Source organism: Ectobacillus sp., from assembly GCF_056992975.1.
On record NZ_JBXKMX010000216.1, the window covers coordinates 1 to 15020 of the forward strand.

General features: G+C 38.0%; 14 protein-coding genes and 4 tRNA genes. All 18 read right to left on the reverse strand.

The features are described from left to right. On the reverse strand, positions 1 to 1015 hold a 1015-nt coding region (locus AC11ZT_RS09925; RefSeq protein WP_484059443.1), incomplete at its 3' end, for a S1C family serine protease. Positions 1016 to 1072: 57 nt separating this feature from the next. After that, entirely contained in the window at positions 1073 to 1867 is a 795-nt protein-coding gene (locus AC11ZT_RS09930) for an MBL fold metallo-hydrolase (RefSeq protein ID WP_484059444.1), read from the reverse strand. Beyond that, positions 1864 to 2679: a two-component system regulatory protein YycI gene (locus tag AC11ZT_RS09935; RefSeq protein ID WP_484059445.1), complete on the reverse strand. Its 816-nt coding sequence runs from the start codon at positions 2677 to 2679 to the stop codon at positions 1864 to 1866. Before AC11ZT_RS09935 ends, AC11ZT_RS09930 begins: the two co-directional genes overlap by 4 nt. Beyond that, positions 2660 to 4006: a YycH family regulatory protein gene (locus AC11ZT_RS09940; RefSeq protein WP_484059446.1), complete on the reverse strand. Its 1347-nt coding sequence runs from the start codon at positions 4004 to 4006 to the stop codon at positions 2660 to 2662. Before AC11ZT_RS09940 ends, AC11ZT_RS09935 begins: the two co-directional genes overlap by 20 nt. Continuing rightward, complete coding sequence (gene walK / locus AC11ZT_RS09945; RefSeq protein WP_484059447.1) at positions 4003 to 5838, reverse strand: cell wall metabolism sensor histidine kinase WalK; 1836 nt, start codon at positions 5836 to 5838, stop codon at positions 4003 to 4005. The genes AC11ZT_RS09940 and walK overlap by 4 nt, the downstream gene beginning before the upstream one ends. A gap of 3 nt (positions 5839 to 5841) precedes the next feature. Beyond that, positions 5842 to 6549, reverse strand: a complete 708-nt coding sequence (yycF, locus tag AC11ZT_RS09950) for a response regulator YycF (RefSeq protein WP_484059448.1) — start codon at positions 6547 to 6549, stop codon at positions 5842 to 5844. A gap of 216 nt (positions 6550 to 6765) precedes the next feature. Continuing rightward, positions 6766 to 6838 (reverse strand) — tRNA-Phe (locus tag AC11ZT_RS09955). Positions 6839 to 6877: 39 nt separating this feature from the next. Continuing rightward, positions 6878 to 6953 (reverse strand) — tRNA-Asp (locus AC11ZT_RS09960). Between the two features lie 3 nt (positions 6954 to 6956). Then, positions 6957 to 7028, reverse strand: a tRNA-Glu gene (locus AC11ZT_RS09965). Positions 7029 to 7035: 7 nt separating this feature from the next. Beyond that, a tRNA-Lys gene (locus tag AC11ZT_RS09970) sits at positions 7036 to 7110 on the reverse strand. Between the two features lie 159 nt (positions 7111 to 7269). After that, a complete protein-coding gene (locus AC11ZT_RS09975; RefSeq protein WP_484059449.1) occupies positions 7270 to 8559 on the reverse strand; it encodes an adenylosuccinate synthase in 1290 nt (429 codons plus the stop codon). Between the two features lie 247 nt (positions 8560 to 8806). Then, positions 8807 to 10159, reverse strand: coding sequence for a replicative DNA helicase (gene dnaB / locus AC11ZT_RS09980; protein ID WP_484059450.1), 1353 nt, complete (start codon positions 10157 to 10159; stop codon positions 8807 to 8809). Between the two features lie 74 nt (positions 10160 to 10233). Next, complete coding sequence (rplI, locus tag AC11ZT_RS09985) at positions 10234 to 10680, reverse strand: 50S ribosomal protein L9 (protein WP_484059451.1); 447 nt, start codon at positions 10678 to 10680, stop codon at positions 10234 to 10236. Next, positions 10677 to 12650 carry a DHH family phosphoesterase gene (locus AC11ZT_RS09990; RefSeq protein WP_484059452.1) on the reverse strand — a complete coding sequence of 658 codons (1974 nt, stop codon included), beginning with the start codon at positions 12648 to 12650 and terminating at the stop codon, positions 10677 to 10679. The genes rplI and AC11ZT_RS09990 overlap by 4 nt, the downstream gene beginning before the upstream one ends. Before the next feature lie 59 nt (positions 12651 to 12709). Then, positions 12710 to 13642, reverse strand: coding sequence for a YybS family protein (locus AC11ZT_RS09995; protein ID WP_484059453.1), 933 nt, complete (start codon positions 13640 to 13642; stop codon positions 12710 to 12712). Positions 13643 to 13784: 142 nt separating this feature from the next. Next, positions 13785 to 14021, reverse strand: a complete 237-nt coding sequence (rpsR, locus tag AC11ZT_RS10000) for a 30S ribosomal protein S18 (protein ID WP_484059454.1) — start codon at positions 14019 to 14021, stop codon at positions 13785 to 13787. 30 nt (positions 14022 to 14051) lie between these two features. After that, entirely contained in the window at positions 14052 to 14555 is a 504-nt protein-coding gene (gene ssb, locus AC11ZT_RS10005) for a single-stranded DNA-binding protein (protein ID WP_484059455.1), read from the reverse strand. 31 nt (positions 14556 to 14586) lie between these two features. Beyond that, on the reverse strand, positions 14587 to 14874 hold the full coding sequence (rpsF, locus tag AC11ZT_RS10010) for a 30S ribosomal protein S6 (RefSeq protein ID WP_379970833.1): 288 nt from the start codon (positions 14872 to 14874) through the stop codon (positions 14587 to 14589). Between the last annotated feature and the right edge of the window lie 146 nt (positions 14875 to 15020).

Below are 15020 nucleotides of genomic sequence, written 5' to 3' on the forward strand. Positions count from 1 at the left end.
AAGGGCTTCTCACATCCAACACAGCTACACCATAGGTAACCGAGTCAGGCAATTGCAATGTCTTCTTCCAATAGTAGCCGGGTATTTCATCAAGCGAGCGTAGTTCTACTCCTAAATAAGGTCGCTGTACTTTACCCGTCTTCTGTAGTTCATCAATAATGGGGATAGCCCTTGAGATTGGAATAGCGAGTCCGATTCCTTCGACAGATTTTGCAGCAATTTTCATGCTATTGATTCCAATGAGCTGCCCGGTTGCGTTGATAAGAGCTCCTCCACTATTACCCGGATTAATGGCGGCATCTGTCTGAAGTACCTCGACTTGCCAATCGTAGTGACCGTCTTGATCTAAGTCCACAGGGACAATGCGTTCATTAGCAGAAATAATACCTTGCGTAACAGTTCCAGAAAAATCAAGCCCAAGCGGATTACCAATTGCAATGGCTGGCTCTCCGCGCTTTACCGTATTGCTATCGCCTAGCTCGATTACTTTGCTCGCATATTTTTCATCCATCTGCAACACCGCTAAGTCCATTACAATATCGCTACCTAGCAACGTAACAGGTACTTTTTTCCCATCACTTAAACTTACTTCAATTCGTGTAGCTCCGTCGACTACATGATGGTTGGTAACAATGTAGGCATAGCCGTTTTCTTTTTTATAAATCACACCAGAACCTGTTCCTGCCTCTGCATCGGCTTCCGAGAAGCTATCACGTTGAATATTAATGACACCGACAACGGCGTCTGAAGACTTATCAACTGCATCAACGAACCCAGAGCGAATGTCTACATTCACACTATTTTGAGATTTCGGTGCTGCAGCAAGGTTACGATGCTCACTCGCTTCCGTTTGCCCGGTTTCTTGAATCCACCCCATACGTGTAAACGTAGGTACCATGAAGGCAAACAATGTTGCACCTAACAGTAATCCGGTAACCCCAGAGAATATAACCCTTTTCTGTAGAAATCGGTTTCCAGTTCGCTCATTTGACTCATCTTCTTCAAAGAAAGACATATGGTTTCACCTATCCTTTTCGCAAACTTTTTTCTTATTGTTTACGAAAAGGATAGATTATACGTATTGAATTTTTGTTGGTACATTTGGATCGGTATCATGCAGATAAAATTTATGACCTACAGGTAGACCTTGTGATTCTAATACTTGTGAAACAGCCATTTGGGCTAGCTCTTTCATATTATTATCCTTGCTTAAATGTGCCAAATACACATGCTTCGTATCATCAGTAATCACATCCGACATAGCAAGAGCTGCATCTTCATTCGAAACATGTCCAACATCACTTAGTATTCGTCGTTTAATATTCCAAGGATAATGGCCCATCCGAAGCATTTCTACGTCGTGATTGCTTTCAAAAACAAACACATTGGCTCCTTTAATAACACCCTTCATTCGATCACTTACGTAGCCCGTATCGGTAATCAGCGCTAGTTTTCTACCTTCATGATGAAAGGTATAAAACATTGGTTCCGCCGCATCATGAGATACTCCAAACGATTCTACTTCAATATCACCGAATGATTGAACCGTTCCCGTTGAAAAAACGAATTTCTGTTCCATAGGAATGGTGCCAATATGGGATTCCATCGCTTTCCATGTTTTTTCATTGGCATAAATGGGTAGCTTATATTTACGTGCTACAACGCCTAATCCTTTAATATGATCACTGTGTTCATGCGTTACTAAAATTCCGGAAATATCAGAAAGACTAGCTTGTACTTGGTTCATTAGCGCTTCTGTTTGCTTTCCGCTCAGTCCCACATCTACTAATAACTTTTGTTTGTCGGTTCCTACATATAAAATATTGCCTGAACTTCCGCTAGCAAGAATGCTAAATTGTAAACTCATTTTACTTCACTCCATTGCGTGCCGTCCTTACCATTTTTAATGACTTGTCCCTCAATTGCATTAACAAAATAATCACTTTCGTTGTTTACAACAAAGTGCCAGGTTGGTGCAATTACTTGAACACCTAAGGATGAAGGGATGACGACTGTATAGTATCCGATTTCTACCTTTGTTATTTTACTTCCTGCTGCTATTTGGTTTTTTAAGTATAATGTTTCAAGGGCTTTTGCAGAAGTAATAATATCCTCCTGTGTATTAGGCCCTCCCATATCCGTTACATCACTTAGCATCGTTTGTGTATAGGAAATAATTTCATTTTTATCATTTAAATCCACAACCAACGCTGCATTTTTATTATAAAATATATTCTTCGTTTGATATTGCTGAAAAAAATATATTTTCTTTTCTTTTTCATCTGTATTCCAATACTTATACTTTGCACCATCTATTACATACGTCCGAAGAAACTCATCAAAATAATATCCTTTATCATTTTTCGGCAAAACTATTGGATCTTTGAATTTACTAATAATTGTATTGGAGTCACTTAAAATAGCATATTGGTTTTTTAATGTACGCAGTTCCTCTTCTTTGAATTCTCTGCTTTTACCGGTAATATACGATTCTTTTGTCGGTTCCTTTGGTAAGTTGGTGTAGGTAATTTTATCAGCTTCTAATCGATCATCTAAAGAAGTTACTGCCATCAGCTCCCACTGATTGCTCGTTCGTTTTTGAACAAATTGAACGAGGAGGACCATATCTAGGACAAAAAATGTAAGAATGAAAATGATCTTAATTTTGCTCCAATCCAACTAAGGTTCCTCCTCCATTGTTTTGGCTCCAATCTAATTTTTTATATGTGTTTCCGTATGAAATAACCCATATCGGTTCTAAGCGTACTGCACTTACTTGCACATTATTCGTATTCGATTCCGGATTCATTTCATAACCAATTTGAATATTGGTTATTTGATTCATATTTATATCCTTCATCTTTTCCAAAAGGGCTATAACGGACGTTCCAGATGGTAAATCCGTTTTTTCATACTCACCCCGAAAGGATAGCTTAAATAGGGGACGAGTATAAAGACTCGGCTCCTCATTTCCCCATGCTTGCTGTAAGGTCGCCATCCCATTTGAGCTGAAAACAGGATAGCTATTATCAGCATACAAACGAAATGTTGTTTTCCCTTCCTTTGCATTCATCCAATAAAAATGATACGTATCTGTCCATCCGCCATGGTTATTCGTATAATCAATACTTTTTTGAACAAGCGTACCTTCATCATATATCGTATTTGTAATGGCAGGGTTCATATAAGTAAGCATTTGTGTTCCCTTTGAAATTCTCATCAGCCGCGTTCCGTCTGTGTACGAATCCTCTATTTCAGATGCATCTTTCTTTACGTAGCGCGTATCATTAAATAGCGAATCTTGAAATACATCTTCTTGCAGCTTTGAGGTCACATAGAGCATACGCGGCAATTCCACATTTTCCTTTGGAAAAAATATCGCATGATTGTCATCGGTATTATACTCTGTGTAATCTATACCTGATTTTAATACATATTGATCTCGTAAATTCTCTAAATCCTTTACAGGAATATTCTTTAATGTCATTTCGTATATTTTTTGCGCATCGTAAGAAACAAAATATGTTTTTATGTCGTCATCATGCATACCCTGAAAGGAGATAACAATTCGGTCAAAACTATAATTGCTTACGTTTTTTTCTTTTATCGTTTGAACCTTTTTGATCGTATCAAATGGTATCTCAGTTGGAAACACAATTTCTAATTTATCCTTTCCATGCACAAAGGAAAGAAATGCATTTTTATCGATTTTTGTTGAAATATCTTTAAAATCCTGAAATTCTCCTTTTTCTAACGCATTATAAATCGCATTAACATACGCACTCTGCTCTGTTCCAATATGTGTATTGTCTTTATGATACAGAATACGATATGGCGAAATCAGGTTTGCAATTTCCTTTTTTGTCATGGTGGGAACATCTTGAATATATTTCTGACTTTGCACAACATTTGATGGCGGCTTGATTGTCCATAAACTATAAGTTAAAACCAAACTGATAACTACTAAATTAATAAGAATAGTGGTTTTGAAGGTTTCATTATTCATCCCCAATCATCCTCATTCTCATTTTCTTTATCGATTAGAAGGGTGAAATAAATTGTCGTACCTTTTCCTTCTTCACTCTTAGCCCAAATTTTGCCCCCGTGAGCCTCTATCATTTCCTTCGCTATAGCAAGACCAAGACCTGTTCCACCCATTTTTCTTGATCGTGCCTTATCAACGCGATAAAACCGATCAAAAATTTTATCTACATTTTCCTTTGGAATACCCATTCCTTGATCACTAATACTAACCTCAAGCAAATCTCCACGTTCACGAAGACGGTAGGTAACCGTTCCGCCTTCTGGCGAATATTTTAGGGCATTCGAAATAATGTTATACAATACCTGTGTAATTTTATCTTCGTCTATTTTAAGAAACCGTTCTTTTTTAGAAAATGCTCGTTTAAAACTTACATTCTGATCCTTAGCCATTTCAAAGCGATCGATTATATTACTAAAGAATTCGGTAAAATCAACCCAATCCTTCATAAGAACATATTCAGCGCTATCCATCTTGGAAAGCTGTAGAAGGTCATTCACGAGTCGAATCATTCGTTCTGTTTCATCCTGTGCTACAGATAGAAAGTTAGGGGCTATATTCGGATCCATCCATGCTCCGTCACTTAGCGCTTCTAAATAGCTGCGCATGGTCGTAAGTGGGGTTCGTAATTCGTGTGAAACATTTGCAACAAATTCTCTTCGTTCCCCGTTGATTTGCTCTTGTTCTGTGACATCATATAAAACGGCAATTAACCCGTTTGCCTTTCCTGTTTCTTTTTGAATAACAGAAAAGCTCGCACGTAACATATACGTTTCATCTCGTGTACTAAAATCTAGTAGAACCGAATCTGGCTCTTCAAATAAATTGTCTAATGTATATTCATCTTGAATGCCCAGTATTTCTAAAATGGGTTGATCCAAAGCTGTTTCACGTGAAACATTCAGCATTTTTTCGGCTGGATCATTTAACAAAATAATGTAGCCGTTTCGATCCGTGGCAATAACTCCATCGGTCATATGAGATAGTACTGAAGTAAGTTTTCGTCGTTCACTCTCTGTTGAAGATCGAGCTTGCTGCAATTTTTTTGATAGGTTATTAAATGCTAGTGCAAGCTGTCCAATTTCATCATACCCATACACTTTAACTTTGCGTGAATAATTTCCTTTTGCCATTTCTAACGCCTGTTTGCGCATTTCAGAAATCGGCCTTGTAATCGTCTGTGCTAGAAAAATCCCAAGAAAAGCGGTGACTAGCAAAGCAATAACTGTACCGGTAGCAAAAATTTGATTGATATCTTTCATCTGAGCATATACGCCTTCCATCGATGAAATTGAATAGATAACACCTTTTGTGCTTCCATTAACTTTCACCGGAACAGCTTTTACGTACATACGTTGCCCAGTTGTAGGGTCTACTTCAATTCGTTCATCCTCAGCACCGGAAATAAAGGTTCTCTTCACGAGTGGTTCTGTTGTTTTCTTTCCTTCAATTCCTTGATTATTCTGGTCTGAGGTCGCCACAACGCGACTATTTTCATCTATAAAACGAACTTCCTTTACTTCATCCTTGGCGTTAGAGCTAAATTCCATCGTCAGTTTTTTTATGGCAACTTCAATAGAATCTGATTTATCCCGTTCTTTTGTAAACTCTTGCTCTAAATTATAGGCTAATAAATCAGCTCGTTTTGTTATGGAAGATTGAAAGTTTTTGACTAATTTATCTTCTAGCTGTTTTACGAAATAAACCCCTATAATTTGCATCGCAAGCAAGATAAGCAGCATATAGATTAAAACAAATTTTAAATGGATTGATTGAAAAAATCCTACCTTCTTCATACTTTACTCCTGTTCAGGATCACGAAGATAATAACCTACGCCTCTTCGTGTAACAATTAATGTAGGATGACTCGGATTGTCTTCAATTTTTTCACGTAACCGGCGTACGGTTACATCCACAGTACGTACATCTCCGAAATAATCATATCCCCAAACGGTTTGTAGGAGATGCTCGCGCGTCATAACTTGTCCCAAGTGGTTTGCTAAATAATGTAGCAACTCAAATTCACGATGTGTGAGCTCAATGTTTTCCTCTCGTTTTGTGACACTATATGCGTTCGGATTAATAACGATCGCCCCAATTGTAATCTCAGATGTTTCTTCTTTTTCTGCTCCAGCTCCTTGTTGATGTCTTCGTAAGTTTGCCTTCACACGAGCTAACAGTTCGCGTGTACTAAACGGCTTTGTCACATAATCATCCGCACCGAGCTCAAGGCCGAGAACTTTATCAATTTCTGAATCTTTAGCCGTTAACATAATAATTGGCATCTCATAATTTTTTCTTACTTCACGGCATACTTCTAACCCATCTTTACCAGGTAACATAATATCTAGAAGCACCATGTCGGGTTGTTCACTCTCTATTTTTTCGATTGCTTCTTCTCCGTCATACGCAACAATAATTTCAAATCCTTCTTTTTCTAGATTAAACTTTAAAATATCAGCAATTGGCTTTTCATCATCGACGACCAAGATTTTTTTTCCCATCATATATTCATTCCTCCAAAAGAGAATTTCATGCCTTTTATAGAAAAACCTCTAGCTTCTGCTAGAGGCGGTCTTACTCTATATTCTAAAAGATACAACGATATTTGTAAAATAGGAATCGTTTTCCTATTCAATAAGGATAAACAGTTCAAATCATCCTAGCACATAATAACAAATGAAAAAGGATGCTAAGTGGGCCCACCTAACATCCTTTTAAAGTGGCTCGGGACGGAATCGAACCGCCGACACGAGGATTTTCAGTCCTCTGCTCTACCGACTGAGCTACCGAGCCAAACTATCTATGTAAAACCACCTATGTGGTAAAACAAAATGGCGGTTCCGACCGGGGTCGAACCGGCGATCTCCTGCGTGACAGGCAGGCATGTTAACCACTACACCACGGAACCAAATGACCCGTACGGGAATCGAACCCGTGATACCGCCGTGAAAGGGCGGTGTCTTAACCGCTTGACCAACGGGCCAAATACTTGGTGAGCCATGAAGGACTTGAACCTTCGACCCTCTGATTAAAAGTCAGATGCTCTACCACTGAGCTAATGGCTCGTTCATGTCATAATCTTTTATGACGACAAGATTTATAATATCATATTTCAATGAGTTCTTGCAAGTATTAATTATCATTTATTTTTCCATCAAAAAAGAACCCATCCTATATGGGTTCTTCCGTTTTTACTATAACTGCTTTTTCCCTACATTTCAATCTTAATTTTCGTATACATTACGAAGAATATTTGTTTGGTTACGATCTGGTCCAACTGAGAACATGGACAATTGAATTCCTGTTAGCTCAGATAAACGTTCCACATAATGTCTTGCATTAGCTGGAAGATCCTCAAAATTCTTCACGCCTGTAATATCTTCTGTCCAACCTTCAAACTCTTCATAAACTGGTTCACATTCAGATAGAATGCGGAAGCTTGCAGGGAATTCTTCAATAATTTCGCCCTTGTGCTTATAAGCCACACAAATTTTTACTACCGGAAGACCTGTTAACACATCGATAGAGTTTAAACTTAAATCTGTAATACCGCTAATGCGACGTGCGTGTCTTACAACGACGCTATCAAACCATCCAACGCGGCGAGGTCTACCTGTAACTGTTCCGTATTCACGACCTACTTCACGAATTTGTTGACCTGTTTCATCCATCAATTCTGTTGGGAACGGGCCATCTCCAACGCGACTTGTATATGCTTTACATACGCCCACTACGCGGCTTATTTTATTTGGTCCAATTCCACAACCAATTGTTACACCGCCCGCAACTGGGTTAGAAGACGTAACGAATGGATATGTACCTTGATCAATATCAAGCATAGATCCTTGTGCACCTTCAAATAACACCTTACGTCCTGCATCGATTGCATCATTCAATATAACAGAAGTATCTGTTACATATTGTTTCACTTGTTGTCCATACTCATAATATTCTTCAAAAATATCTTCAATCTTGAAGCCTTCTGCACCATATATTTTTTCAAATAAGCAATTTTTCTCTTCAAGATTTCTTTTAAGTTTTGCATAAAAATCATCGCGATCTAATAGGTCAGCAAAACGGATACCGATACGTCCAACTTTATCCATGTACGCTGGACCAATTCCTTTTTTCGTCGTTCCGATCTTGTCATCGCCTTTACTTGCTTCTTCTAGCTCATCTTGCTTTAAATGATACGGTAAAATAACATGTGCACGATTACTAATACGTAAATTATCTATGCTAAATCCGAAATTACGAATATTTGTAAGTTCTTCCACTAATGCCTTTGGATTTACAACCATTCCATTACCAATTACACAGATTTTGTCACTGTAGAAAATGCCAGAAGGAACTGATTGGAGCTTATAGCGCTTTCCATTCAGCACAATTGTATGACCTGCGTTATTTCCACCTTGATAACGAGCAACTACTTCTGCATGCTCTGAAAGAAAGTCTGTAATTTTACCCTTTCCTTCGTCTCCCCACTGTGTACCTACAACTACTACTGAAGACATTCCTAGCACCTCCGCTATTTTCAAACGAACTCAAACAATATCATTTTATCAAACCGAGAAGAGAAGTCAACATAAATACGAACATTTATTTAAATATTTTTATTTTTTGTTCGTAAACAAAACATTTATTTTCAAAGAAAGCGATTTTACAATTCTCGTTTTCATAAAAAAAAGGAACATGTCCTAGTATGCAGCATGCTCCTTCTTTTCAAACCTATAAATGAAACGAATAACACAAATTTTCTTATTATGCGCCTGGCTCTTCCATTCTACGTTCCATATTTACGAATTTATTATATTCTTTAACAAATGCGAGTTCAACGGTACCGACTGGACCATTCCGTTGTTTTGCAATGATGATTTCAATAATGTCCTTTTTTTCGGTTTCCTTGTCATAGTAATCATCCCGATATAAAAAGGCAACAATATCTGCATCTTGCTCAATACTTCCTGATTCACGAATGTCTGACATCATCGGCCGTTTGTCTTGACGTGATTCAACACCCCGTGATAACTGAGAGAGTGCAATAACTGGAATTTCTAATTCACGAGCAAGTGCTTTTAAGGACCGAGAAATATCGGATACTTCTTGTTGCCGATTTTCTCCTCGATTGCCGCTACCTTGAATGAGCTGCAGATAATCAATGAGAATCATACTTAATCCGCTTTCTTGCTTTAATCGTCGGCATTTTGCACGGACTTCGCTTACCCGAATACCCGGTGTATCATCAATATATATACCAGCGTTTGATAAGCTTCCCATTGCCATCGTGAGCTTTGCCCAATCCTCAGCAGTTAAGTCCCCTGTACGCAAACGCTGCGCATTAATATTGCCTTCTGCGCAAAGCATACGCATGACCAGCTGCTCTGCTCCCATTTCTAGACTGAATATGGCTACACTCTCATCTGTTTTGGTTGCTACATTTTGTGCAATATTTAAAGCAAATGCAGTTTTCCCAACAGATGGCCGTGCAGCTACTATAATCAAATCATTTTTTTGGAAACCTGCTGTCATTCGATCTAGCTCTGTAAAACCAGTTGGAATGCCTGTTACATCGCCTTTACGATTATGAAGCAATTCAATCTTATCGTATGTGGCAACAAGCACATCCTTTATATTTTGAAAGCCTTTTGTATTCTTTTTTTGTGATACTTCTAATATTTTGCGCTCTGCTTCATTGAGTAAGTCCTCGACTTCATCCTCGCGGGAATATCCATCCGTAGCGATCGTTGTGGCCGTTCGAATAAGTCTTCGTAAAATAGACTTTTCTTCAATAATGCGAGCATAATATTCTACGTTTGCTGCTGTTGGAACAGAGTTTGCAAGCTCCGCTAAATACGAGACTCCACCAACTTCGTCTAGTACATTTTGGTCAGCTAATTCTGAAGTGACCGTGACAAGATCAACTGGCTTTCCTTTATCAAAAAGTGTCAAAATCACTTGAAACACCTTTTGATGCGCAGCACGATAAAAGTCTTCAACAGAAAGGATTTCAAAAGCTACTGTTAAGGCTTCTTGCTCCAGAAACATTGCCCCTAATACAGCCTGCTCTGCTTCAATATTTTGCGGAGGGGTGCGATCAGCAAATACGTCCGTCATAACCACTTCCTCCTCTCACGCAAATGTAGTTAATTCTAACAGATGGTAGACTTCCTTTACTATTTCGCTTTCTTTTATTGCTCGTCAACATGAACCTTTAGCGTTGCCGTTACCTTCGGATGTAGTTTCGCTACGATATTCGTAACTCCTAACGAACGAATACTATCTTCCATTTCAAGTTTACGTTTATCAATTTTAATACCATGGACTTTTTGCAATTCTTCAGCAATTTGTTTGCTTGAAATGGAGCCGAACAAACGACCGCCTTCTCCAGATTTTGCTTTTAACTCTACCGTAATGGCCTCGATCTTGACTTTTAAATCCTGACTATTTTTTAATTCAAGCTCTGCTTCTTTTTCTTCTTTGCGTTTTTGAGCTTCTAATACATTTACGTTTGAATTTGTAGCTTCAATCGCCAAGCCTTGCTTAACTAAAAAGTTTTGAGCGTAACCATCTGCTACATTCTTTACTTCACCTTTTTTTCCTTTTCCCTTAACATCTTTCAAAAAAATAACTTTCATGAACTTATACCTCCCTGAATATACTCATCAATTACACGCTGTAATCTTTGTTCTGCCTCTGTAATCGTGATGTCCTGTATTTGTGTGGCCGCATTTGTTAAATGTCCGCCTCCACCTAAATTTTCCATAATAATTTGCACATTTATTTGACCAAGTGAGCGCGCGCTGATGCCAATCATTCGTTCTCCTCTTTTTGCAATAACGAACGACGCAACTACATTCGTTAAGGAAAGCAACGTGTCTGCCACTTGTGCGATGTAAACTTGATCATAGATTTCATTTTCAGCAGCCTTTGTAATGGCAATACCATTTTTATACATATACGCATGTTGTATCGTTCGCGCAATGCGCAAATAGTGATTCATATCTTCTCTTAATAGTTCCTGTACAAGTATTGTATCCGCTCCGTGTGAACGAAGAAAAGAAGCAGCATCAAATGTACGAGCGCCCGTTCGAAACGTAAAGCTTTTTGTATCCACTATTATACCAGCTAGAAGTGCCGTAGCTTCCAACATATTCATTTTTAATCGATTTGGCTGATATTCTAGCAATTCGGTCACTAACTCTGCTGTAGACGAAGCATATGGCTCCATATATACAAGAATTGGGTCTACTATAAATTCTTCTGCTCGGCGATGGTGATCAATTACCACTACGTTCTCTACAGAGTGAAGGAGGCGCTCTTCTATAACCATAGATGGCTTATGCGTATCAACGATGACAAGAAGAGATTCCTCTGAAGCAAGCTCCAAAGCCTGGTCTCTGCTAATAAAACGTGCCCACAAATCTTCATTTTTCTTAATTTCAGAGATAAGATGTTTTACCCCTTTGTCGAGTCCGGTTTCATCAATTACAATATATCCGTCACGATCATTAATCTCGGCTACCTTTAATATACCAATCGCAGCACCAATTGCATCCATGTCAGGGAGTTTGTGTCCCATAATAATAACATTATTACTCTCTAGCACTAAATTTTTAAGCGCATGTGAAATGACTCGTGCCCGCACTCTCGTACGCTTTTCAACTGGGTTTGTTTTACCACCGTAGAATTTGACCTTCCCTGCCGCTTGTTTAATGGCTACTTGGTCTCCTCCTCTTCCTAGTGCTAAATCAAGCCCTGATTGAGCAATACTTCCTAGCTCTGGCAGAAGAATAGCTCCTGATCCTAAGCCAATGCTTAGCGTGAGCGGTATATTTTTCTTAGATGTTTCTTCCCTAACCTGATCTAAAATATCAAATTTACTTTTCTCAAGCTGCACAAGTATGCTTTCGTTTAATACTGCAAAATACCGTTCTGATGAAACGCGCTTTAAATACAATCCATATTTTAACGCCCATGCGTTTAATAAGGAAGTGACATGACTTGTAATGGTAATGCGAACTTGATCATCTAACCCTTGTGTTACTTCATCGTAATTATCTAGCACAATGACAGCTAGGACGGTTCTTTGCTCCTCATACATTTTCTCAATTTGTGTTTGCTCTGTTACATCAAAAAAATAAACGAGTTTTTCCTCACGGCGAACAAAAATACGAAATTTTCGTTTGTTTAAATTAATAATATCTTCATCTGTCTCCCCTTTTACACGGAGAAGAAGTGTTTCTGATAAGTCGTATAAATGCCAACCAGAAAGTAGTTGATATCCAAAGCACGAAGACAAATATGGATTGGCCCAATCGACTACATACTCTTTGTTGTAAAGTAAAATTCCAATTGGCATTTGGTTTAATGCCTCATCGTTTACTTTTTTGACTCTAGAAATCATGCTAGATGTATATTGTCTTAAATGTTTTCGGAAAAGTAGTTCAAACTTCACCAAAAAGAAAATGACGAAACAAAAAATAACAAAAGCCAGAATCCCAACTATCCAGTTGTGATACGTAAGTACAGTAATAGTAACGAGAGTCAAGAACGCTAACGAATAAATAGGATATAGAAACTTCTGTTTCTTATAAAATTCCGGCATACGTTCAACTCCTATAAAATAACTTGCCCCAAGCTACAGCTTCATTCCCTACTTTATTACTATTTCAATCGATTTCGCAAAGAAAAACCTAAATCAATTATACCCAAGAAACTCATAAGAGAAAATAAGAACGGTATAAAGATTGATAATACAACCACAACAATTGGAATGAACTTTGGATATTCTTTTTTATAGCAATAAAGGAACAGGAATGAAAAACCTTGAATAGTCATAAGTATCGGTAGGATGAGATTTAAATTAAGGATAGCTATATATAAGTAGGAGCCTTCTTGTACTTGTATAAACATTGCTAAAACTAGAAAGAGAACATAGTAATAGAGTACACTTTTTGGCATTTGAATTTCTCGAAAGGGTGGCCACGGTTGCACTTCAAATCGTAACCGCTTTAATATCGGCGTAGCAATGATAAGCGTTAACCACGACATCATAAAGGATCCCATAATAACTAAGGATGGAAGTGCATATCCCATAATCTTCGGTAGTTGCTTCATTTGCGCAAGCTGATTTTCATTTACTTGAATTCCCGCAGCCCGCATGAATTGTTCGGAACTTGCAATAGATTGCGTAATAAGCTCCTGCGATTGTTGAATAAAATTATATGAAAAAAAAGTAACGCTAATGATATAAATAGCTATCAAATTTATAGTATAAATGAGGGCTCCGGCAGCTAAAAGCTGCAAGGCACTCTTTTTATGCTTGTACATAATTCCAAGAACAATGCCCGTCGTACCAAACATAATGGCCGTTGAAATCGTAAGTAAAGAGCTCACAACAATCGATAATAGAGACGCTGTTGCTAAGAGAATCAACGAATATTTCCATTCATGTCTCATCGCAAAAATAAGAAAAGGAATCGGAAGTGTAAAGGGAAGAATAATGCCAACAATCGGCATATAAAGTGTTGCAAGAAGTAAAACAATATACACTGCAAGAAGAACGGCACCTTCAGTAATCCACCTAATATTTTTCATTGTTTTCCCTCATCTTTCAATCATAAACTATAGAATAATCATCCTTTTTCATTTTAACTATGAATGGTGTGGAAGCTTTCTAATAAAGAGCATAGTAAAATGCACAGTAGAGATATATCCCTACTGTGCATGTTCACAGTTCTTATTCTGCCACATATGGTAAAAGTGCCATTTGACGAGAACGTTTAATTGCAATTGTTAATTTACGTTGGTATTTTGCGCTAGTACCAGTTACACGACGAGGTAAAATCTTACCGCGTTCAGAAACGAAGCGTTTAAGAAGTTCTACATCTTTATAGTCAATGTGTGTAATACCGTTAGAAGTAAAGTAACATACTTTACGACGTTTTGCGCGACCGCCTTTACGTCCAGGAGCCATCATAATCCCTCCATTCTTATTTTATAAACGTTAAAATGGTAGGTCATCATCCGAAATATCGATTGGTTGACCTGCATTTGCAAAAGGATCATCATTCTTAGCATTTCCCGATCTAGCGTTGCTAGATGATCCAAATGGGTTGTTTTGTGGTCCTTGGTTTCCATAATCAGAACCAGCAGGTTGAGAATTGTACGATCCACGTTGATCACTACTAGACTTCGTATCCAAAAATTGCACGCTTTCTGCAACAATTTCTGTTACATATACACGCTTACCATCTTGTCCCTCATAATTACGAGTTTGAACACGGCCATCTACACCAGCAAGGCTGCCTTTTTTTAAATAGTTCGCTACGTTTTCAGCTTGCTTTCGCCATACAACACAGTTAATAAAATCTGCTGTGCGTTCGCCTTGTTGATTCGAAAATGGTCGATTTACTGCTAATGTAAAAGTAGCTACTGCGACTCCATTTGGTGTATAACGTAAGTCTGGATCTTTCGTCAATCGCCCAACGAGTATAACGCGATTCATCAACCGAACCACTCCCCTTATATATTCATTAATCTTATTCTTCTTCTTTTACAACAATATGACGGATAATATCTTCACTGATCTTAGCTAAACGATCGAATTCTTGAACTGCAGGAGCTTCAGAATTGATTTTTAGAATCATGTAGATACCATCATGGAAATCGTTAATTTCATAAGCTAAGCGGCGCTTACCCCATTCCTTAACGTTAGTAATTTCCGCACCATTGTCAGTTAACACGTTAGAGAAACGTTCAACTAAAGCTTTTTTAGCTTCATCTTCAATGTTTGGACGGATGATATACATAACTTCATACTTTTTCATCACAGTCACCTCCTTTTGGACTAAACGGCCCAAATAATGGGCAAGGAGCAATTTATCAATTACTCACGAGATTAAATTATAGCATAGTCATATACTAGAAGCAACTTTATTCTAATACAAAAAAGAAAATGACGCAAAACAAGAAC

Coding starts and splice junctions, on each gene's coding strand:
- AC11ZT_RS09930 (WP_484059444.1), bottom strand. CDS start 1,867: ATGAGTTTACAATTTAGCATTCTTGCTAGCGGAAGTTCAGGCAATATT.
- AC11ZT_RS09940 (WP_484059446.1), bottom strand. CDS start 4,006: ATGAATAATGAAACCTTCAAAACCACTATTCTTATTAATTTAGTAGTT.
- walK (WP_484059447.1), bottom strand. CDS start 5,838: ATGAAGAAGGTAGGATTTTTTCAATCAATCCATTTAAAATTTGTTTTA.
- yycF (WP_484059448.1), bottom strand. CDS start 6,549: ATGATGGGAAAAAAAATCTTGGTCGTCGATGATGAAAAGCCAATTGCT.
- AC11ZT_RS09975 (WP_484059449.1), bottom strand. CDS start 8,559: ATGTCTTCAGTAGTAGTTGTAGGTACACAGTGGGGAGACGAAGGAAAG.
- dnaB (WP_484059450.1), bottom strand. CDS start 10,159: ATGACGGACGTATTTGCTGATCGCACCCCTCCGCAAAATATTGAAGCA.
- rplI (WP_484059451.1), bottom strand. CDS start 10,680: ATGAAAGTTATTTTTTTGAAAGATGTTAAGGGAAAAGGAAAAAAAGGT.
- AC11ZT_RS09990 (WP_484059452.1), bottom strand. CDS start 12,650: ATGCCGGAATTTTATAAGAAACAGAAGTTTCTATATCCTATTTATTCG.
- AC11ZT_RS09995 (WP_484059453.1), bottom strand. CDS start 13,642: ATGAAAAATATTAGGTGGATTACTGAAGGTGCCGTTCTTCTTGCAGTG.
- rpsR (WP_484059454.1), bottom strand. CDS start 14,021: ATGGCTCCTGGACGTAAAGGCGGTCGCGCAAAACGTCGTAAAGTATGT.
- rpsF (WP_379970833.1), bottom strand. CDS start 14,874: ATGAAAAAGTATGAAGTTATGTATATCATCCGTCCAAACATTGAAGAT.